Annotated in this window: 20 protein-coding genes and 1 other RNA gene; 10 read left to right on the top strand and 11 right to left on the bottom strand. The window is 55.8% G+C overall.

From position 1 onward, the window contains the following. Positions 1-121 precede the first annotated feature (121 nt). Entirely contained in the window at positions 122-1,123 is a 1,002-nt protein-coding gene (locus RBB44_RS17985) for an AraC family transcriptional regulator (RefSeq protein WP_306148992.1), read from the bottom strand. A gap of 159 nt (positions 1,124-1,282) precedes the next feature. Here RBB44_RS17985 and RBB44_RS17980 point away from each other — a divergent pair, with 159 nt between their 5' ends. Together RBB44_RS17980 and RBB44_RS17975 are read left to right on the top strand one after the other, a co-directional pair. Then, positions 1,283-1,729 carry a cupin domain-containing protein gene (locus tag RBB44_RS17980; RefSeq protein WP_306148991.1) on the top strand — a complete coding sequence of 149 codons (447 nt, stop codon included), beginning with the start codon at positions 1,283-1,285 and terminating at the stop codon, positions 1,727-1,729. 26 nt (positions 1,730-1,755) lie between these two features. Next, positions 1,756-3,243, top strand: coding sequence for an NAD(P)/FAD-dependent oxidoreductase (locus RBB44_RS17975; RefSeq protein ID WP_306148990.1), 1,488 nt, complete (start codon positions 1,756-1,758; stop codon positions 3,241-3,243). An 11-nt stretch (positions 3,244-3,254) separates the two neighbouring features. Here RBB44_RS17975 and rnpB read toward each other — a convergent pair. The 3 genes from rnpB to RBB44_RS17960 all read right to left on the bottom strand — a co-directional run bounded on the left by rnpB (position 3,255) and on the right by RBB44_RS17960 (position 5,135). Continuing rightward, positions 3,255-3,668: RNase P RNA component class A (gene rnpB / locus RBB44_RS17970), an RNA gene on the bottom strand. A gap of 67 nt (positions 3,669-3,735) precedes the next feature. Continuing rightward, positions 3,736-4,464 (bottom strand): SDR family NAD(P)-dependent oxidoreductase, encoded by a 729-nt coding sequence (locus RBB44_RS17965; protein WP_306148989.1) that lies wholly within the window; start codon positions 4,462-4,464, stop codon positions 3,736-3,738. 71 nt (positions 4,465-4,535) lie between these two features. Then, on the bottom strand, positions 4,536-5,135 hold the full coding sequence (locus RBB44_RS17960) for a Crp/Fnr family transcriptional regulator (protein ID WP_306148988.1): 600 nt from the start codon (positions 5,133-5,135) through the stop codon (positions 4,536-4,538). A 271-nt stretch (positions 5,136-5,406) separates the two neighbouring features. On the opposite strand from RBB44_RS17960, the gene RBB44_RS17955 reads away from it, so the two are divergent. The 5 genes from RBB44_RS17955 to RBB44_RS17935 all read left to right on the top strand — a co-directional run bounded on the left by RBB44_RS17955 (position 5,407) and on the right by RBB44_RS17935 (position 9,528). Further along, positions 5,407-5,976: a carboxymuconolactone decarboxylase family protein gene (locus tag RBB44_RS17955; protein ID WP_306148987.1), complete on the top strand. Its 570-nt coding sequence runs from the start codon at positions 5,407-5,409 to the stop codon at positions 5,974-5,976. A gap of 52 nt (positions 5,977-6,028) precedes the next feature. Further along, on the top strand, positions 6,029-6,613 hold the full coding sequence (locus RBB44_RS17950) for a TetR/AcrR family transcriptional regulator (RefSeq protein ID WP_306148986.1): 585 nt from the start codon (positions 6,029-6,031) through the stop codon (positions 6,611-6,613). 129 nt (positions 6,614-6,742) lie between these two features. After that, a complete protein-coding gene (locus RBB44_RS17945; protein WP_306148985.1) occupies positions 6,743-7,396 on the top strand; it encodes a CoA transferase subunit A in 654 nt (217 codons plus the stop codon). Further along, a complete protein-coding gene (locus RBB44_RS17940; RefSeq protein ID WP_055672181.1) occupies positions 7,396-8,049 on the top strand; it encodes a 3-oxoacid CoA-transferase subunit B in 654 nt (217 codons plus the stop codon). The genes RBB44_RS17945 and RBB44_RS17940 overlap by 1 nt, the downstream gene beginning before the upstream one ends. A 132-nt stretch (positions 8,050-8,181) precedes the next feature. Beyond that, complete coding sequence (locus RBB44_RS17935; protein ID WP_306148984.1) at positions 8,182-9,528, top strand: Na/Pi cotransporter family protein; 1,347 nt, start codon at positions 8,182-8,184, stop codon at positions 9,526-9,528. Positions 9,529-9,547: 19 nt separating this feature from the next. Here RBB44_RS17935 and RBB44_RS17930 read toward each other — a convergent pair whose 3' ends face one another. Next, positions 9,548-11,017: a PLP-dependent aminotransferase family protein gene (locus tag RBB44_RS17930; protein WP_306148983.1), complete on the bottom strand. Its 1,470-nt coding sequence runs from the start codon at positions 11,015-11,017 to the stop codon at positions 9,548-9,550. An 82-nt stretch (positions 11,018-11,099) separates the two neighbouring features. Here RBB44_RS17930 and RBB44_RS17925 point away from each other — a divergent pair, with 82 nt between their 5' ends. Further along, on the top strand, positions 11,100-11,762 hold the full coding sequence (locus RBB44_RS17925) for a pyridoxamine 5'-phosphate oxidase family protein (protein ID WP_306148982.1): 663 nt from the start codon (positions 11,100-11,102) through the stop codon (positions 11,760-11,762). Positions 11,763-11,843: 81 nt separating this feature from the next. Here RBB44_RS17925 and RBB44_RS17920 read toward each other — a convergent pair whose 3' ends face one another. Further along, entirely contained in the window at positions 11,844-12,338 is a 495-nt protein-coding gene (locus RBB44_RS17920) for a lytic transglycosylase domain-containing protein (RefSeq protein ID WP_371932281.1), read from the bottom strand. 389 nt (positions 12,339-12,727) lie between these two features. Between RBB44_RS17920 and RBB44_RS17915 the strand changes: the two genes are divergently transcribed. Further along, entirely contained in the window at positions 12,728-13,429 is a 702-nt protein-coding gene (locus RBB44_RS17915; RefSeq protein WP_306148980.1) for a transporter substrate-binding domain-containing protein, read from the top strand. 20 nt (positions 13,430-13,449) lie between these two features. On the opposite strand, the gene RBB44_RS17910 is transcribed toward RBB44_RS17915, so the two are convergent. Both RBB44_RS17910 and RBB44_RS17905 read right to left on the bottom strand, forming a co-directional pair. After that, positions 13,450-14,211, bottom strand: a complete 762-nt coding sequence (locus RBB44_RS17910) for an N-acetylmuramoyl-L-alanine amidase (protein WP_306148979.1) — start codon at positions 14,209-14,211, stop codon at positions 13,450-13,452. After that, positions 14,208-14,900, bottom strand: a complete 693-nt coding sequence (locus tag RBB44_RS17905; protein ID WP_133946246.1) for a DnaJ family molecular chaperone — start codon at positions 14,898-14,900, stop codon at positions 14,208-14,210. The genes RBB44_RS17910 and RBB44_RS17905 overlap by 4 nt, the downstream gene beginning before the upstream one ends. A 325-nt stretch (positions 14,901-15,225) precedes the next feature. Between RBB44_RS17905 and RBB44_RS17900 the strand changes: the two genes are divergently transcribed. Continuing rightward, a complete protein-coding gene (locus tag RBB44_RS17900; protein WP_306148978.1) occupies positions 15,226-17,370 on the top strand; it encodes a bifunctional diguanylate cyclase/phosphodiesterase in 2,145 nt (714 codons plus the stop codon). Between the two features lie 10 nt (positions 17,371-17,380). Here RBB44_RS17900 and arsH read toward each other — a convergent pair whose 3' ends face one another. From arsH to RBB44_RS17885, 3 genes are read right to left on the bottom strand one after another with little or no spacing between them, the layout of a single operon-like run. Further along, entirely contained in the window at positions 17,381-18,088 is a 708-nt protein-coding gene (arsH, locus tag RBB44_RS17895; RefSeq protein WP_306148977.1) for an arsenical resistance protein ArsH, read from the bottom strand. Beyond that, positions 18,081-18,494 carry an arsenate reductase (glutaredoxin) gene (gene arsC / locus RBB44_RS17890; RefSeq protein WP_306148976.1) on the bottom strand — a complete coding sequence of 138 codons (414 nt, stop codon included), beginning with the start codon at positions 18,492-18,494 and terminating at the stop codon, positions 18,081-18,083. Before arsC ends, arsH begins: the two co-directional genes overlap by 8 nt. Before the next feature lies 1 nt (position 18,495). Further along, complete coding sequence (locus RBB44_RS17885) at positions 18,496-18,810, bottom strand: helix-turn-helix transcriptional regulator (RefSeq protein ID WP_008194405.1); 315 nt, start codon at positions 18,808-18,810, stop codon at positions 18,496-18,498. Positions 18,811-18,833: the final 23 nt, after the last annotated feature.

Here is an 18,833-nt window from a genome sequence, read left to right as displayed (position 1 = left end):
GTGGCGAATATTTCATTATTTGGCAATTTTGGGGCAATGATTACTTGGTAAAACTGATCATAACACTTGAGAACAGATTTCATTCCCGAGAAGTTAGAAAATTATTTGGTTATCGGCTGCATCAGCAGAACAGACGGCTGCGAGCGGTTGCCTTTGGGGACTCTCCGAAGCGCTTCTTATAGGCAACAGAAAACCGCCCAAGATGACGATGCCCTGATAACTCAGCGACGTCGCTGACAGGGAGGTCGCCATTTCGGGCAAGCAACAAATGACGGGCCAGGTTCAGGCGGCACTGCTGCAAATATTGAACAGGTGTGAGGCCCATTTCGCGTTTGAAGACCAGCTGCAAGTTGCGCGGAGTGGTTCCGGCATGATTGCTAAGCTCTATCAGACTGAAATCTTCTCTCATCCGGTCATGGATCATATCAACGGCCCGCTTCAGGATGGCAGGTCCGGACTTTTGCGTTTCATGGGAGAGCAAGACGGAAGCCGTGTTCTCTTGCACCTCAAGCAGAGAAACGATCAGTTCTTCTTCGAGATACAGTTGGGACGTGCGGTGTTCGGATCCAAACAGCTCTCCATTCTCCGCAGCATGAACCAGCCCCCAAAGTTTGCGCATCCATTGGTGTGCTTCCGGTCGTCTCAGACGAAATTCCGGCGCAAACCGCAGGCGGGCACCCAAATCCATACCCGTGACCCTTGAGGCCACGTCGTCTACAAACTGCCGATCAATCTGAACCAGCAATTGCTCGCAACCCGAATGCCAGCGCATCACCGTATGGCGGTCAGGATTGAGGATGGAGGCTGTCTGCGGGTTTGACGCCACGGCCTGGCAGCCGTTGGTGATTTCGGCAGCACCGCTAAGCGGGATCTGGATCAGAAAAAACCGGGTCAGCTCGCCGGGCTCAATCGTCACGTCGCCGCCATAGCGAAGGTAATTGAGCGAGACATGCTCTCCGGAAACCCGGTGCTGGCTAGCGTCGAACTTGTCATTGGAGGATTGCCGCTGCAGCTTGTGACTGCAGAAGTGACGCGCAACGATGTCCCGGGCCGCATCAACATCGAAGGTCTGAAAGCGGCGGAAGTCACTCAGCGGTGGGGGCCTTTGCGGTTGTGCCATCATATCCGAATGATGCCTCCGGCTTTACCGCAGGATCAAGCGTTCTCGCTGCTGCAATGCGGCAATTCGCAGCTCTCATCAAACTAATTTCGCAATCTGGATAAAATGTCCGGGACTTTCAGCGTTAGCCTGATCCTGTCTTGAAAGAGAGGGGACACAAAAATGCAAAACGGAGCCGGGATCACCGCATCCAAAGACGGGCTCGACGGCGTCAGCTGGAACGTCGTTGGCCACACTTATACACCCAAGGTCCATAGCACCAACGCCTTCATCTGGCATGCCGTGGTGCCAGCGGACACGTTCGTACCGCCGCACATTCACCCGACCCAGGACGAATGGATCGTCATGCTGGAGGGGGAACTGGAGGTCGAAATGGGTGGCAACGTCCATAAGGCAGGTCCAGGCGACACGGTGCGAATGCCCATGGGCGAAGCCCACGGTATCTTCAATCGGTCCGGCCAGACCGCGACCTGCGTCTTCGGCGTCGCGCCAGCGCGAAAGCTCTTCGATTTGTTTGGGGCCTTGAACGGTGTCACGGATCCGGAAGAACTCGTGCGCCTGTCTGCCCTGCACGAAGTCGATTTCCTTCCCCCGCCCGATCAGGCCTGATCGCCGCGCATCCTGGAGGGGAAGACATGACAAAACGGAAAACAGTCGCCGTCATTGGTGGCGGCGTGAGCGGTCTTGCGGCTGCCAAAGCCTTCGACGAACGCGGTCATCGTGTTCTCGGGTTTGAACGAAGCCACGATTTCGGCGGCGTCTGGGAACTGTCCAGGTCCTATCCGGATGTGCAGACCCAGTCGCCTAAGGATCTTTACCGATTCACCGATTTGCCAATGCCGGACGACTACCCGGAATGGCCGAAAGGTCCTCAGGTTCATGCCTATGTCCACGCCTATGCGAAGAAGCACAATCTGGCGCGTTTGTTCCGGCTGAACACGACAGTTCTATCCATGGACCGGCGGGCCGGCGGTCAGCCGGGCTGGACCTTAAAGCTAGAAGCAGCAGGCAAAACCTGGACCCAGGATTTTGACTTTGTCGCTGTGTGCACGGGGCAGTTCTCAGACAAAAACATCATCTCCCATCCGGGACAGGATGCGTTTGTCCAGACTGGCGGACAGGTCATGCATAGCTCTGACTACACCGACAGCAGCTTAGCGGCCGGCAAAAACGTTGTCGTGCTAGGCGGTTCAAAATCAGCCACGGACATTGCGGTCAATGCGGCCAAGAATGGCGCTAAGTTCGTAACCCTTGTCTACCGCGAACCGGTTTGGCGTGTGCCGTATTTCATCGGCGGCATCAACTTCAAGCGGCTTTTGTACATGCGGGCGCAGGAGTTGCAGTTTAACGGCTGGAACCCGTCGATCACCGGCAAGATCCTATCGGCGCTGTTCAAACCGCTCATCTGGGCCAACTTCCGCGGCTTGGAAATGATGCTCAAAACCCAGCTGAAGCTAAAGAAGTGGGACATGGTGCCGAAAGTCCCAATCGAGAAGGACGCGTCCTGTTCCCTGCCGATCGTAACGCCCGGTCTGTTCGAGGGCTTTGAAAGTGGGGCCATCAAGCCGGTCCGGGGAACCATCGACCACTACGAAAACGGCCATGCTGTTTTGACCACCGGGGACTGGGTGCCTTGTGATGTTTCGGTTCTTGCTGTTGGCTGGAAACTGGGCGTGCCTTATCTCGCCAAAGAGTATCAGGACAAGCTGATCGAGCCGGATGGGCAATACCGTGTCTATCGCCTGTCGGTGAACCCGGATCTGCCCGACATGGGCTTTGTCGGTTTCAACTCCAGTTTCTGCACAATCCTGTCGGCGGAAATGATTGCAAACTGGCTGGTGCGTTTCGCAGACGGCCAGCTGGCAAATCAGCCAACTGATCAGGAGATGCGGCAAAACATCAACATGATGCTCGGTTGGCGGCGCAAGGAGCGGCCCGCCGCACAGGTCTATGGCGGTCTGTGTTCGGCCCCGTTCCACTTCCGGCACTTCGATGAGCTGCTGGCGGATATGGGCGCCACAAAGACCAAACGATCCAATCCGCTTGCCGAACAGTTCTCCTATCCGAATGCGGATGCTTATGGCGGGTATCTCGCCAGCACGCCGCAATATATGGCTGGATAGGGTGAAGGAATAATGCCAGTCGGCCTATAAGCCGGGTTCTGTATGGCCCACGCCAATCCGAAGATCTGCGCGGACGTGACAGCCATTCATCTGGGACGCCTATTGCCAGACGCCTCACGCAACCAACCCGGACAACTGGCCTGGAAACCGGCCTGGGCCCTGGATTGCTCCAGGGTCCGCGTTGTCCCTATTCGGTCTTGCTCCCGGTGGGGTTTACCGTGCCGCCGCTGTTACCAGAGGCGCGGTGGGCTCTTACCCCACCCTTTCACCCTTACCCCGGCAAAGCCGGAGCGGTTTGCTTTCTGTGGCACTTTCCCTAAGGTCGCCCTCGCCGGGCGTTACCCGGCACCGTGTCTCCATGGAGCCCGGACTTTCCTCCCCCGCGGCCTTTCGGCACTTGCGGCAGCGGCTGTCCGGCCGACTGGCGCTCCGGGACTTAAGTTGCTTTTAAAACAAGGTCAAGCGAGCCGCAATGCAATCCCCGCTTCTCCATCAAGCTGCTTTCAGCATCTTGTAGGCAACGGACGGCAAGAAGCGGTGCAAGGTGTAAAGGACCGGAACGCGGCCCAGCCGGATTTCATCCTGTCCAGCCGACAGCCCCCGGACGATGGTTTGGGCGGCATCGAGAGCCGACAACGCGGACTGTTCCCGTCCGGCAGCCATGCGCGTTCTCAGGAGATCTGGCACGATGTCGGTAACGCCGATGCCGGTTTTTTCGAGTTGGTACCGCAAGCTGCGGGCAAACGCTGACAGCCCGGCTTTTGTTGCGCAATAGACCGGTGTTGATTGCTTCGGCACCCGGCCCAGCGCAGACGTGACGAAAGCGATGCGCGCCAACGAGGCTTGTTTCAAAAGAGGCAAAAGATCCGACGTCAATTCGATTGGCGCTTGCAAGTTGATCGCCATTTCCGCCTCGATGAGCTCCGGCGATCCGCAGCCGATGGAAAAATCAACGGCCTGCTGGATACCAGCATTGTTAATCAAGAGGTCGATCGGCCGATCGAGGTCATAAACTCCTTCGACAAACCGGCGCCGGTCGCCCGGGTCTGTCAGATCAAGGCAAAAGGAGTGAACCTTGCCATAGTCTTCGGCGGCCCGAAGTGCACTTTCTGTCCGCCCGCAAATGATCACGCGATGTCCGGCATGCCCATAAAGACGAGTCAGCTGCGCCCCAAGACCGATGCCGCCGCCGGTAATCACGATTGTCTTTTCAATACTCATGTCTTTTGTCTCCTGATCAAACTTTGACAAGAGCGATACCGATTTTGAGCGGGGCGCTGCATTAACCCGGGTTAAGAAGCGCGCTGCTTGCCGCGGCGGGCCCGAATGCGCGAAAGCGCCACCGGCGTAATCCCCAGATAGGAGGCGATATGATATTGCGGCAATCTGGGAGCAAGATCTGAAAAGTCGTCCAGAAATGCCTCATATCGCGCACCCGCACCCTGAAGAAGAAAAGACGCTTCCCGCTGCTCCTTTTTGAGCGCCAGCATGGCAACGGACCGGCTCAATAACCGTTCCCAATAGATGTCGGCCTCAACCTGTCGGCGCACAAACTCCATCGGCAAGGCAATTGTGACTGTGTCTTCCAACGCCTGTGTGAAAAATGGGCTCGGCACACCGGAAAGGAATGTCGACAAGCTGGTTACCACGCTGCCCGCAGCGACGAAGTTCTTGTTGAACTCCTTGCCGTCATCCGTGAGGTAGAAAAAACGCACCAAGCCCGATTGGATGAAATAAAGGACGTCGGGCCGATCGCCAGCGGAAAACAGAACGTCATCAGCCTGAAAACGCCGGACCACCGAAGCGTCCAAAGCTACGTCGGCACTTTGAGCCGGCAGACCACCGCTTTGCCGGAGCCACCCATTGAACATGGTCACTGGCGACTGGGTCATGTCTATCCTGTTTTCTCCCATCACGCGCCAACCAGATGGTGCTTCGAAAGGACTGATCAAACACCAAACAGGACGGATTTATGCGCCGCTATTTGGATGCATGTCTAGTCGCGCATTGCCCATCACGGCCCCTCACCTCGCCAACACGTTTTCTTGACCTACTCAGAAATCGGCTGAATACAGCCATTCCTGACGGAAAGTATATTTTTGACTACTGAGTACAGAATACCTATCTGTGGTCTGGCAATCGCGCCACTCGATGGAGATTTCAATGACTGACTTTCAATTGCACACCAAGGAAACAGCCCCGGAAGGCGGCGCTGAACTTCTGGAAAGATCTGAAAAGGCATTTGGCCGGATTCCGGGCTTGCACGCCGTGATGTCTGAATCTCCGCAACACCTTGAGGCCTATCAAAAGCTTCATGAGCTGTTCCAGCAGACCAGCCTCTCGACGGTCGAACAAAACGTCGTCTGGTTGACAATCAACGTCGAGCACGAGTGCCACTACTGTGTTCCGGCTCACACTGGAATTGCACACATGCAAAAGGTGCCGCAGGACGTGATTGATGCGCTGCGCGACAACACACCGCTGGCGGATCCGCGTCTGGAAGCTCTTCGCGACTTCACGCTGAAGGTTGTGCGTCAACGCGGGCATGTCAGTGATGCCGATGTTCAAACCTTCCTTGATGCCGGCTTTACCAAACGCAATGTGCTCGACATCATTCTTGGGCTAGCCCAGAAGGTCATGTCGAACTATGTCAATCACTTGGCAGAAACGCCGGTCGACACGGTGTTCGAAAAATTTGCATGGACACCGCCGGCTCGCGAAGCTGCAGAATAACCCCGTCCCCGGCCGGCATTTTGTCGGCCGGGCCTTAACCTGATGATTGGGTATGGCAGGAAGACCGAAGAGTTTTGATGAAGATGCCGCGATGGACGCGTTTGTCGACGTGTTCTGGACAAAGGGCTATGGCGGAACATCTGTAGACGACCTTCAGTCGGCTGCAGGCATCAAGCGCGGCAGTTTCTATGCATCCTTCGGCAGCAAAGACGACGTCTTCCAAACCGTGATGGACCGATACTGGAGTGGTGTCACGGAACCGGGCCTGTCCAATCTCGAACCAGCAGCAACAGCGCTTGAGGGCGTTGCAAGTTTCTTGCGGCACGTCGGCCGTTTTATGTCGGAAAACCCGTTCCGCGGGTGTTTACTGCTGTCTTCCGCAGGCACAAGCACGTCCAATGTTGAATCGTCCGAAGCCGTTTCGGGGCGTATGGCACAGTTGGAAGCCCGGCTCACCGAACGCCTGCTTACCGATCCAGACCTCTCTTTGGACCGTGCACACGAGTTGGCAGCTTATGTCCTCACCATACTGCTTGGCCTCAATGCCATGGCGCGTACGGGACACGATGGCAGTTCGATCCAGTCTGCGGCCGAATGTGCCGCCCAGTCTCTGAATGCTTTGTCCCAGAAGCCTTGACCACTCCAAGCCCAGACTTGTCATATCATTCAGGCCAGTAGCGCTGGTGCGTCGCACAATCTTCATTTGCAAGGCCGGACGAAACCGGTAACCTTCGAGCAACCAAACAAGCTCGCGGGGGGCGCATTTATGAAACATGCGGTCAAGGCGGCGGAAGCTGCCGAAATGATACCGGACGGCTCTTCCTTGCTGATCGGCGGCTTTATGGGTGTCGGAACACCGCATCGGCTGATAGATGCACTGGTCGATCGCGGTGCCAAAGACATGATCGTGATCGCCAACGACACGGCCATGCCGGGCAAAGGGATCGGCAAACTGATCACCTCCGGCTGTGTGTCCAAGGTAATCGCTTCGCATATCGGCCTCAATCCTGAAACACAGCAGAAGATGATTTCCGGTGAGATCGAGGTTGATCTCGTCCCTCAGGGGACGCTGGTGGAACGGATCCGTGCGGCCGGTGTTGGACTTGGCGGCATTCTGACCCCTACCGGCATCGGGACGCTTGTCGAAGACGGCAAGCAAACCGTTACGGTCAACGGCAAGGACTATCTCCTGGAAGAACCGCTTGGCGGGGATTTTGCGCTGATTGCCGCGCATCAGGCCGATTATGTCGGCAACCTCGAATATTCGCTGACCGCGCATAACTTCAACCCGATCATGGCCATGGCCGGTGCGACCGTGATTGCCGAACCTCAAACGATCGTCCCGGTTGGCGTCATCTCGCCGGATTCCGTGAAGACCCCGGGAATTCTGGTGGATCACCTGTTGGAGAGGGCTCACTAATGGATGCCAAGGAAATCATCGCCCGCCGGGTTGCCCAGGAAATCCAGCCGGACACGCTGGTCAATCTCGGTATTGGCCTGCCCTCAATGGTCGCCAACTATCTGCCGAAAGAAGTGCACGTCTTCTTCCAGGCAGAAAATGGTGTGATCGGACTAGGAGCACGGCCACCGGAAGGCATGGAGGATCCCGACCTCACCGACGCGGGTGGTGGGTTCGTCACCGCGGTTCCGGGCGCAGCATCCATCGACAGCGCCATGAGTTTCGGCCTGATCCGCGGTGGCCATCTCGACACGACTGTACTCGGCGGTCTTCAGGTCGATGAACGGGGTTTTCTGGCAAACTGGATGATCCCGGGAAAGATGGTGCCGGGCATGGGCGGCGCGATGGACCTGGTCGCCGGTGCAAAGAACGTGATCGTTGCCATGGTTCATACCGCGAAGGGCAAACCGAAGATCCTTCACGAATGCCAGTTACCGCTGACAGCCCAGCGCCGGGTCAGCCTGATCGTCACTGAAATGGCTGTGATTGAACCAACAGAAGAGGGACTTCTCCTGAAAGAAGTCGGGCCAGGTGCCAGCGTCGATGATGTTATTTCGGCAACAGAAGCCAGCCTGATCATTCGGGGCGACGTGCCGCAAATGAAGCTCGCCTGAACAACCAACAGCCACCCAGGACGGCAACACGACTAGACATCGGCGGCGTTGCCGTCCAGGTCAGGGTTATAGGTATATCTTCAGATGCGAGGCGGCTCGGAACACCCCTAAATTCGGGGCATGATCCAATCCGTGATAACCGTCCTTGGCGGGCTCGGCCTGTTTCTTCTGGGCATGCACCTCATGACCCGGGGATTGCGGCAGCTCGCGCAGCCTTTGATCTTTTTCGGTGTTCTTTTGCAGATTTTCGGCCGTGACCGCTGGCAACCCTTCGGGTTGGCCATTGCCGGGTTTGGCCTTCTGTTCGTCGGCATCGATACATTGACCCAGGGCTTTTCCATTCTGGAAGGCCGGATCACTCCGGATGATTTTCCCGGCGACACCTTTTTTGGACGCGTTCAACTGGTCCTGATCGGGGTGGTGATTACGCTCATCACCCAATCCTCAAGCGCAGGTGTTGCAACAGCACTGGCAGCCCTGACGGTTGGAGCAATTTCCTTCCCGCAGGCTGCCGCCCTTGTCATTGGGATGGACGTAGGAACCACAGCGACCGCAGCGCTCGCAACCGTCGGCGGATCGGTTGCATCCCGCCGCACAGGATTTGCGCACGTCGTTTATAATCTGATGACCGGTTTGATCGCGTTTTGCCTCCTTGTTCCGCTTGGCTGGCTGTACGCGGCCGCCGGGCCGCACCTAGACCCGCAGATTGCGCTGGTCGGTTTCCATACAGTGTTTAATCTCATCGGGGTTTTGGCCGTGGTTGGCGCGACAAAGCACTTCGCGCGGTTGATCATCTGGCTGATCCCGTCCAAGGGAGAAGACCCGGCCGAGCGGTTGGATGATCGCCTCTTGAAAGATCCGGAAGCCGCTTTGGATGCCGCGCGCGCAGCCGTTCAGGATCAGGCAAAACTGCTTTTCGGAGCAGTCTCAGATGCGCTTGGGGCGGAGCCAAGGGAAATCCGGCCGGTTTCTATTGATGCATTTGAACAGACGAACACATCCCTCCGGTCCTATTTGGATCGCATCAAGACCGGGCAAGAAGATCCTGCCGCCAATGCAGACCACATTCACCTTTTGCACGCACTCGACCATATGGACCGGCTGACCGACCGGCTCCGCCAGAGCGACCGGATCGAGACGATCCGAACAACAGAGCTCCTCTCCCGTTTCGGACACCAGCTTTCCGGCCTCGCGGGACGTTTCAATGACGCTAAGGGGGACCCTGCCGTTTCCGCCGAATTTGATGCGCTTCGGCAGGCATTTCGAGAAGAACGCCGGCTCACCCGGGAAAACACCTTGAACCAGGCCGCCAACGATCAGGTTGGGTTGGAAGAAGCCATCGCCCGTGTCGACAGTATCCGCTGGCTACATCGTTCCACCTATCATTTATGGCGGATCTCGGTGCATCTCGTGGACGGAAGAAACGGCGAGGCTCCCAAGACCGACGCGCGTCTTGAGATGGAGTCGGATAAAACCTGACCACATATCCGATCCGGCTTCAGCCTCGGCGCGCGCCCAATTGATCGGACAACGCCCGAACGCCGCCACGAATTTGATCCTTTGTTGCCCCGGCAAATCCGATAATCAATCCAGGCTCAGGTGCTGCATCCAGATAACAGACGGACAACGGTGAGACAGAAAAACCGCGGGCTTGCATGCCGCGCGCGACCTTCCGATCATCCAAGTCTTCGTTAAAGCGGACAGTCACCTGCACATTGCCTAGCGGCGGCTCGACCGACACAGCATTGCCCAATCCTATTTTGAGCGCAGCAACAAGGTCATTGCCCCGTTGCTGGTAGACGGACCGGATCCGTTTGAGATGCGCGCGATAATGACCGCTGTCGATGAAGTCGGCGAGCGCGATCTGGGCATGCACATTGGCCAGCTGCCCCATGTTCCGGAAAACTCCGGCCAAAGGGCCACTCAGGTATTTCGGCGCAACGGCATAAGATACCCGAAGCCCCGGCAGCAGGCTCTTTGAGAAGGTGCCGAGATAGATCACCTCTCCACCACCTGCGAGCCCTTGAAGAGCGGCAACCGGGCGGCCTTCAAAAAGAAACTCACTGTCGTAATCATCCTCGAGAATTGTCGCGCCCATTCGGGACGCGTTCTCGATCAAGGCGAGCCGCCGGGCGAGCGGCAACCGGGCCCCGAACGGATACTGATGAGAGGGCGTAACATAGATCAGCCGTGGGTGCGGGCTTTCATTCTCGAGGCCATCCGGCAGAACCCCATACTCATCTACCGGCAAACCCCGGATGTTCAATCCTGCCCCATGAAAGGCTGTTCGCGCGCCCATATAGCCCGGATCCTCAATCCAGGCCGTATCGCCAGGATCTGAGAGAGCCTGGGAAATGCCCGCAAGCGCCGCCTGCATTGAGGGAACGATCAGGATCTGGTCCGCTGTGGCACGGACGCCGCGCTCACTTGCGAGATAGTCCGCAAGGATCGCTTTCAACGCCGGATAGCCTGATGGATGCTGATAGAGCAAATCAGGCGACCGAACCGTTCGTACAGCTCTGCGCAGACAGCGTGCCCAGTTTTCATAGGGAAAGATATCCAATGCAGGCGCACCCGGCTGCAGCGCTTCATGGCGCTGACCCCAGCTGTCTCCACGCAGGTTCTTCGCGAGCTGGTTCCCCCGTTTGGAAAGCCCGCGCGGAGGCACAGTGTTGACGTTTTGTATTTTGGTGCCTTCAGGTGCGGTGCCGCCAACAATCACTGGCGCAACGCCTGCACTCACCTCCACGATCCCCTCGGCCTTTAAAAGCTCATAGGCCGTGTTGACAGTGTTGCGCGAAATCTGTTGTTGCTGCGCAAAACTGCGGGACGATGGTAGACGCATGCCCGCTTTCAAGCGCCCCTGCCCGACCGCCTCGCGTAACGCTCTGTAAATTTGCTGGCTGAGTGGAACAGACGATGACCGGTCCAGATCACAGACACCTTCGAGCAGTTCTGGTACTTTCATTTTTTCAAAACCGGACCTTTCTATGGAGCCAGATTATCGATCATAACCGGCATACACAAGAACGCGATCCGAGAAGAACACGATGAAACACGAACAACCCGACCTGCCCCCCTACGCCAAAATCCGGCAAATGAATCGCGGCGGGTATGACAAGGAACTGGCAAACGAAATTCTGGATGCCGGTCTGGTCGCGCATTGCGGCTTCATCCATGAAGGCCGCCCGATGGTTATCCCGATGGTCTACGCACGCATCGGCGACAAGCTCTACATTCATGGGGCCAGCACCACCCGGATTATCAAGGACAACAAGGCCGGTGTCCCTACAAGCCTCGAGGTAACCCTGTTGGACGGCCTGGTGTTTGGCCGGTCCGCTTTCCATCACTCCATGAACTTTCGGTGTGTGATCGTTCATGGGACCGCGCGTCTCGTAGAAGATCTTGAAGAAAAGAATATCGCCCTTGCGGCAATTACCGATCACATGGCCCCGGGCCGGTGGGCGGAATGCCGCGAGATGTTGCAAAAGGAACTGAAAGCCACCGGCGTGTTGGTTCTCGATGTGGAGCACATGAGTACCAAGGTACGCACAGGCCCTCCGGTCGACGATCCGATTGATATCGGCACGGACATTTGGGCCGGAATAGTCCCGGTCGCCACCGGTTTCGGCCAACCCTATGCCGCAGTGGATGTGCCGGACGGCATTGAGCCTCCCGCCTCCATACGGGCAGCACGGCAGAAATTCGCCTGATCTACAGGCCAAAAAAAAGAAAAACCCCGCTGCGCCTGCAACGGGGTTTTCAATGCCCACGAGTGACCGCCCTGTCACAAGTTAGCTGGACGCTAGGATCCGCTGCACTTTCTTGCAATAACGGCGGCTGATCGGGTTCATCCGCTTGGCATAGTGACCAGCGTTGTAGCGCAGAATGGTTCCGCACAGATCGCCGTTGGCCCGATCATGTGCGCCTGCGAGGTACTTCATCCCCCACTCGAGATTGGTCTCCGGGTGGTAGAGCGCTTTAGTGGATCCGCGATACCCCATACCGCGCGCTGTCGCCGGCTTGATCTGCATCAGGCCAACTTCGCCAGCAGCCCCGCGGGCCCGTGAATTGAAGTTGCTCTCGACCTCAACAACCGCTTTCGCGATCTTAATCGGCACGCCATGTTTCTTGGCTGCCTTGCGGATGAGGCTCGCATATTTGTCTTTGCGCGGGTTGCCCGTCTTCTCGGCTTTGGCCGATGTGGAAAGGGACGCAACACTGCGGTTGCCGCCGTATTCATTGAGCACAGTCCGCGGATCAGCGGCAACGGCTTGCGCCGGGATCATGAGAGTTTGGGCGAAAACACACAGCGCCCCAGTAGCTATTTTAATCGACCGTAACATTCGTCCAGCCCGTTTGGTTTTTGATGTAGGATTTTCGGAGCGGAGGAATGACCGAGCTATGGGACGAAATTTTGCACTGCAAAATCACGATTTATTACAATATATTTCAGAATTTTACTGATTTGTGCATCGCAACATCAGAAGAGTCTGCAGTTTGTGTCAGAGCTGTGACACATCGCAGACCAAACCGGGGCACAGTTGTGCAAATTGTGCCCGGCACTTTCAGCAAGGATTAACGGACGGAAACCGGCGGGCAGGCGGGCCAGTCAGGGCGCCTTGGTGCTCCTATTAGCGTCCAGTGTTCGGAAAACATCAGCGATCAGGGACAGGAAATGATATTATCCCTCATGCTCCGAATACTTTTCTCGCCCGTTCTTGCCCTGTTGCTTCTATTCAGCGCAAGTTTGAGCGGTCCGGCATATGGCCGGGACTGCCTGAATTTCATGGCCGTGAATTTCTATACCTTCGGCTCAATCATTAGCAGTCTCCAAGAAAGCTTCGCCAAATCGGGTGTATGTTTCACGGTCGATCATGCTCCGGCCCCGCGAAACTCTTTGCTTTTAAAACAGGGCAAAACAGATGGCGAATTGTTTCGCATCCCAGACTACCAAAATACCATTGGCGACGCGGCCATCATGGTACCAGAACCGATCATTGAGGGCTACGGGTTGCTTGTTACCAAGTCGGAGAGTGTCTTGGACGAAGATCTCGCAAATATCCAAGGCATGGCGGTCGGACGGGGTGTCGTCTGGCAAAACTATGTTTCACTACCAGAAGCCGGCGTTAGCGAAGTTGGAGATTATGCCTCACTGATGACGATGCTTCGTACAGGACGGGTATCTGCAGTCTTGATCGACAACGTGAATTTCACACAACTGAAACTGCCAAAAGAGAACCTGTTTGCAAAAAGAGTCACCCCTAAACTTCAAGCACATCTTTTCTTGCATGCACGTCACACATCCCTGCTCCCAGAGATCAACAAGGCTATTCGTGTTTGGAGAGCAGAATACTCGTTAGAAAACGGAGACTTCTGACAACCTGGAGCCCGTCAGAACTATTTCAAAGACGGCAGCTTGGATAGAAGGTTGTGAAGCGTTTCGATGGTTGAAGCGTCCACCACGCCGTCAACTTTCTCGGGGCGGAAGTGGCGCTGAAAGGCCGTCACCACCTCGCGCGTGCGGCGGTCAAAGCTGCCATTGATGTCGACTTCGTATCCATAAAGCGCCAGCATGGACTGCAACGCTTCAACGGGCTGGCCTTCTTCACCCTCCTGCATGAAGAGCCCGGAACCAATAGGTTCTGGCTCCACGTAATGACCAACACCGGCTGCAGCCAACTTGTCCCACGGGAACAATTCACCTGGATCTTCTTTACGGCTTGGAGCGATGTCGGAATGGGCCAGCACCATCCACGGATGGATTTGATGCCGGGCACACACATCAGCGCAAAGCGCAATGACCGCCTCTATTTGAGGTTCGGCGAAGGACCGATAACCGAATTCATGTCCAGGATTGACCATCTCAACGCCGATCGACCTGGAATTGATGTCTCGCTCGCCCTTCCAAAAACTCTTCCCGGCATGCCAGGCACGCCGGGCTTCCGGGACGCATTGCAAAATGGAGCCATCTTCCTGAACGACATAATGTGCGGAGACCTCAGAACGCGGATCACACAGTCTTTGTAGAGCCTCTTCCCCGGTCTGCATGCCTGTATAGTGGAGGATCAGCATATCAATCGGTGCATCCTCCGCACGGTCTCCATGGTTCGGAGAAGGATGAACACGTGCCTTGACGCCGGTATCAGTCGCAACGCTCATATGCCCCTTTCCGCGCAAATCTGCGCCCATGCCTCATTCAATGCGGCCAGACGGTCATTGGCGATCCGGACAAATTCTTCCGGGACTCCACGGGCGATAAGCCGGTCAGGATGGGTTTCTTGAACTTCCCGCCGGTAGTGAGCTTTCAATTCAGCATCACTGGCCTGCGCACCTATCCCCAACACTTCATAAGGATCACCGTCTTTACGGACATGGCGGGCAAGAACTTTGGAAAACTCTCGCTCATCCAGCCCAAAAACCTTAGCCACTTCCGAAAGGTAGCTTATTTCGCTCTGGTGCACGACGCCGTCAGCTTTGGCAATGTGAAAAAGGCCATCCAGAATATCGAGCAGGGTTTTGCGATCATAGGGAAAAAGGTCGGCGAGCTTCTTCGCGTAAACATCGAAACCGGCAACATCTTCTTGGGCAAGATTGAACAGCCGTGCGACGTTTTTTTCCTCGTTCGACGGAACATCGAAGAGTTCTCGAAAAGCAATGACTTCATCGGCTGTTACAACACCGTCAGCCTTGGCCATCTTTGCCGAAAGCGCGATCATCGCGACTGTAAAACCGACTGTATTTGCTCCCTCTGGCCGTGCCAAAACGAGCTGCACAAGCCTGTCGACAATCTGCGCACCGCCAGATCCAATTGCACCGACAATGCTCCCGATGCTGCTCCAGACGCTCACACGTAAACTCCCTTAAGGGTTCGATTGCCGATCATTCAGCTCCAACCCGGAGCAGCAGGAATCGCCGGGGTCGGGTACAAAAAGTCTTCTAACTGCACATGATGGTTTTGGCTAGCTGGGCCCAGAAGCCTATCCATTCTGCGGATTCCAGTCTCATCGCTTCCTGCTTTGTTTGGCGCGGCCTTTGGAACGATTGGAAAACAACATTGATTCATGATGGTTAAAGACTTTTGCCCTACTTTGGTGCAACCGTTTATCCGAAATGGTGCCGAGCTGGATGGCCACGTCATTTGTCAGAAGTAACATTGTTATATTTTTGATATCCATGTCGCTGGTAATGCTTCTGGCTGCGGGCGTCTACGCGAGCAATCGGCTATTGACCCATTGGCTCCTGGTTAAGGGCCTGGAACAGACCTATGCTGCGTGGGCAGATACGGTCTACGACACCTTACAGCCGCGTGAAGTCCGGGACACAGCAGTCCTGCCGCAGACTCTCGATGGCCTGCGTATGACGTTGACAAGTGATGGGCGATCAAACGCGTATCACGAACAAGTCGATACGTTACAGAATTCGTTGAAATCCGGTCATGCGCCCGCCGGAGTCCTTCACTTTTCCATCTTGCCATCTGCCATGGAAACCCGCGAAGGGCCGCAGTCTGCTGCCTGGGCATCACCCGAGTGGGAAGAGAAAAACCTCTTCCTGGCGCCGCAGACACTGACGGATGCAAAGGTCGCGGCTTTGAGTTCACCTCGAATTCTGGCCATTCCCGACATGAATACAGTCGGGCAATTCGGGAACAAAGCGGTCATCGTGTATCCGGCCAAGGATGCGAATTCACGCAGTCTGATTGCCTTGGTTAGCACAGCGACCATCATGAAAAGCCTTGCCCCCCTGCTCTTTTCAGTGAGTGCGGCGATCGGAGGCTTATGTCTCATATCCTTTTTGTTCGCCGGCATTCTGCTCTGGATGCGCTTTCGCGAACAATTGCAGACCAGCAAAAACATTCAGTACCTTGCGCATCATGACACGTTAACCGGGCTGCCAAACCGGGCCGTCTTCAATGCACGCTTGAGCGAAGCGCTCCGTTTTGCCCAGGCGAAGGCATCGAACATCGGTGTCATGATCATCGACGTGGACAAGTTCAAGGAAATTAATGACACCCATGGCCACGGGATTGGGGATGTTTTTCTGCAAATCATTGCGGACCGTTTGAAATCGGTCTTCAGCGGGCATCTGGTTGCCCGTCTGTCAGGCGACGAGTTCGCCGTCATGCTCACCTCGGTCTCGGATACTGGCCGCATGACACGTTTGGCAGCTGACATGATCAGTGCGACGGATCCGCCCTGCAATATCGACGGCCGGGAAATCAAAATATCCTTGTCCATCGGACTGGCGCGGGCCACCGATGGATCTTGGCGCTCCTCACGTTTGCTTCACTGCGCAGATCTGGCTCTTTACCGCGCGAAACACGAAGGTCGATCCACGTTCTGCTGGTACACACAGGACCTGGACGCGGAAGCTCAGAAACGAAAGGAGATCGAACAGGGTCTGGTCAAAGCTCTCAAGTTCGATCAGTTGAAACTCAAGTATCAGCCTCAATATGCGCTCAGTGATGGCTCAATGAAGGGATATGAAGCACTGATCCGCTGGGAGCATCCCACCAAGGGCATGATGCGCCCGGATTCCTTCATTCCAATTGCAGAAGACACAGGCCTGATCGAAGACATAGGCAATTGGGTCTTGGAGCAAGCTTGCAGGGAAGCTGCGCTGTGGCCCAACTCCAACCGGCGGGTAGCAATCAACATGTCCCCTGCCCAGTTCGCAGCCGGTGACATACAAAAGCGCGTGGCGCGCGCCCTTCAGACCTCAGGCCTGGACCCGAAACGCCTTGAAATTGAAATCACTGAGAGTTTGCTCATTTCCAATACTGATTCCGTCGTCCACACGCTCCGGCAAATCCGGGATATGGGCGTCTCAATCGCAATGGACGACTTCGGGACCGGTTACTCATCGCTCAGCTATCTGAGCCTGTTCCCGTTCGACAAGATCAAGATCGACAAGGCCTTTATCCAAGATCTTGGCAAGGACGCGAGCACGGATGCAATTGTTACGTCAATCGTCGGTCTTGGCAGGTCTTTGAATGTCACCATCACCGCAGAAGGTGTTGAAACCGAAGAGCAAGCCATTTTGCTTCGCGCCGCCGGTTGCGATCTGATCCAAGGGTATCTTTACGGTAAACCTGATGACGTCATGGTTCACGAAACCGTTCAAGCCGATATGACAGCCAAGATTCGATCAGTGAAAAAGACATGGGCAAGGCAATCTGCTAAAGCGGATCCAGCCCCCCCCACAAGTTCTAGCGGACAGCGGAAAGCCGTCGCAAAACCTGAGAAATCTGACGTGGAAAGCAGTAACAGTTTACCGACCGACGCTTCCTTTGGAGCACCGGTCGCTGTTCAAGGTTCCTGATACAGTTTGGTCAGGCTGCTCCCTGTTTCTGCCGATCAGGCTTACGTTCAGAATATCGATCCACCAAATAGTCAGACCGCCCGCGCACCAATAGTGTGAACTTCATCAGCTCTTCCATGACGTCCACCACACGGTCGTAGAGTGGTGATGGCAGCATGCGTCCGTCATCATCAAACTGGGTATACGCCTTCGGAACCGAGGATTGGTTCGGTATCGTGACCATGCGCATCCAGCGGCCAAGGATCCGCATCTGGTTGACAGCATTGAAAGACTGGGACCCACCCGAGACTTGCATCAAAGCTAGTGTTTTGCCTTGTGTTGGACGGACGGCGCCGGTGCTCAACGGGATCCAGTCGATTTGAGTTTTCAAGATGCCTGTCATCGCGCCGTGGCGTTCGGGCGAACACCATACCTGAGCCTCCGACCAAATGCTCAAATCCCGCAGTTCAGCCACTTTGGGATGGCTTGCATCGGCATCATCTGGCAACGGCAATCCTGAAGGGTTGAAGATCCGGGTTTCCGCCCCGAAAGCCGTCAACAGGCGGGCAGCTTCTTCAACCAGCAATCGGCTGTAGGACCGCTCCCGCAGAGATCCATAGAGAAGCAGTATGCGCGGCGGATGATCGAATGCCGCCGCCTGATCCACCTCTCCAGCGGTTACGGGCTTGATGTCCGCAAAGCTCACATTTGGGAGGTCCTCAGGTTTACCGTCAAACATTTTTGCTCCCGGCGTTGACCACTTGCCCATCTTCCTTTGTGAATGCGCCGATATCGACCGGAAGCAAATCAACGACCCTTTCAGAGGGCCTGCAGAGCCGGACACCCTTGTCGCTCACGACGATCGGGCGGTTGATCAAGTTCGGGTGCTCCATCATGAAGTCGATTAATTGGTCATCAGTCCATTTTTCATCGCCAAGCCCCAGTTCATCAAAAGGTGTCCCCTTCTGGCGGAGCAAATCTCGGACTGAAATCTCCATTTTTGCAATCAAATTCACCAGCTCTTCGCGGGATGGCGGCGTTTTCAAATACTCAATCACGACTGGGTCAATGCCAGCCTTGCGGATCATCTCCAGCGTGTTCCGGGACGTCCCACATTTCGGATTGTGGTAAATGGTGATGGTCATATTAGTGTGTTTCCTGATTGGGGGCGCTTATGGGAAAGCAGCAGATATCGGGATTGTTGCCGCAACAGTCTTCGATGAGAAATCCAAGCAAGGATCGCATCCTCAGATAGTCGACGGAGTAATGGATGTGCCGCCCTTCCCGGCGCGTGTTCAAAAGCCCGGCTTTTTCCAAAGTTGCCAGATGGAAGGACATCCTGGTGGGCGCAACGTCGAGGCGCTCTGCGATTGCGCCGGACGGAAGACCTTGGTCTCCCTCCATCATCAACAGCCTGAAAGCCGCCAGCCGGTCTTCCTGGGCAAGAGCCCCAAGCGCCATGATTGCGTCACCTGATTTCATAA

This window comes from Roseibium sp. MMSF_3247 (genome assembly GCF_030733765.1).
GTDB lineage: Bacteria > Pseudomonadota > Alphaproteobacteria > Rhizobiales > Stappiaceae > Roseibium.
Note: the sequence above shows the minus strand (reverse complement) of the source record. Positions and strands in the feature narration are given on the sequence as shown.

Excerpts from the sequence above, each read along its gene's own strand:
- RBB44_RS17985 (WP_306148992.1), bottom strand. The coding sequence starts at position 1,123 with ATGATGGCACAACCGCAAAGGCCCCCACCGCTGAGTGACTTCCGCCGC.
- RBB44_RS17980 (WP_306148991.1), top strand. The coding sequence starts at position 1,283 with ATGCAAAACGGAGCCGGGATCACCGCATCCAAAGACGGGCTCGACGGC.
- RBB44_RS17975 (WP_306148990.1), top strand. The coding sequence starts at position 1,756 with ATGACAAAACGGAAAACAGTCGCCGTCATTGGTGGCGGCGTGAGCGGT.
- RBB44_RS17965 (WP_306148989.1), bottom strand. The coding sequence starts at position 4,464 with ATGAGTATTGAAAAGACAATCGTGATTACCGGCGGCGGCATCGGTCTT.
- RBB44_RS17960 (WP_306148988.1), bottom strand. The coding sequence starts at position 5,135 with ATGACCCAGTCGCCAGTGACCATGTTCAATGGGTGGCTCCGGCAAAGC.
- RBB44_RS17955 (WP_306148987.1), top strand. The coding sequence starts at position 5,407 with ATGACTGACTTTCAATTGCACACCAAGGAAACAGCCCCGGAAGGCGGC.
- RBB44_RS17950 (WP_306148986.1), top strand. The coding sequence starts at position 6,029 with ATGGCAGGAAGACCGAAGAGTTTTGATGAAGATGCCGCGATGGACGCG.
- RBB44_RS17945 (WP_306148985.1), top strand. The coding sequence starts at position 6,743 with ATGAAACATGCGGTCAAGGCGGCGGAAGCTGCCGAAATGATACCGGAC.
- RBB44_RS17940 (WP_055672181.1), top strand. The coding sequence starts at position 7,396 with ATGGATGCCAAGGAAATCATCGCCCGCCGGGTTGCCCAGGAAATCCAG.
- RBB44_RS17930 (WP_306148983.1), bottom strand. The coding sequence starts at position 11,017 with ATGAAAGTACCAGAACTGCTCGAAGGTGTCTGTGATCTGGACCGGTCA.
- RBB44_RS17925 (WP_306148982.1), top strand. The coding sequence starts at position 11,100 with ATGAAACACGAACAACCCGACCTGCCCCCCTACGCCAAAATCCGGCAA.
- RBB44_RS17920 (WP_371932281.1), bottom strand. The coding sequence starts at position 12,338 with ATGATCCCGGCGCAAGCCGTTGCCGCTGATCCGCGGACTGTGCTCAAT.
- RBB44_RS17915 (WP_306148980.1), top strand. The coding sequence starts at position 12,728 with ATGATATTATCCCTCATGCTCCGAATACTTTTCTCGCCCGTTCTTGCC.
- RBB44_RS17910 (WP_306148979.1), bottom strand. The coding sequence starts at position 14,211 with ATGAGCGTTGCGACTGATACCGGCGTCAAGGCACGTGTTCATCCTTCT.
- RBB44_RS17900 (WP_306148978.1), top strand. The coding sequence starts at position 15,226 with ATGTCGCTGGTAATGCTTCTGGCTGCGGGCGTCTACGCGAGCAATCGG.
- arsH (WP_306148977.1), bottom strand. The coding sequence starts at position 18,088 with ATGTTTGACGGTAAACCTGAGGACCTCCCAAATGTGAGCTTTGCGGAC.
- arsC (WP_306148976.1), bottom strand. The coding sequence starts at position 18,494 with ATGACCATCACCATTTACCACAATCCGAAATGTGGGACGTCCCGGAAC.
- RBB44_RS17885 (WP_008194405.1), bottom strand. The coding sequence starts at position 18,810 with ATGGCGCTTGGGGCTCTTGCCCAGGAAGACCGGCTGGCGGCTTTCAGG.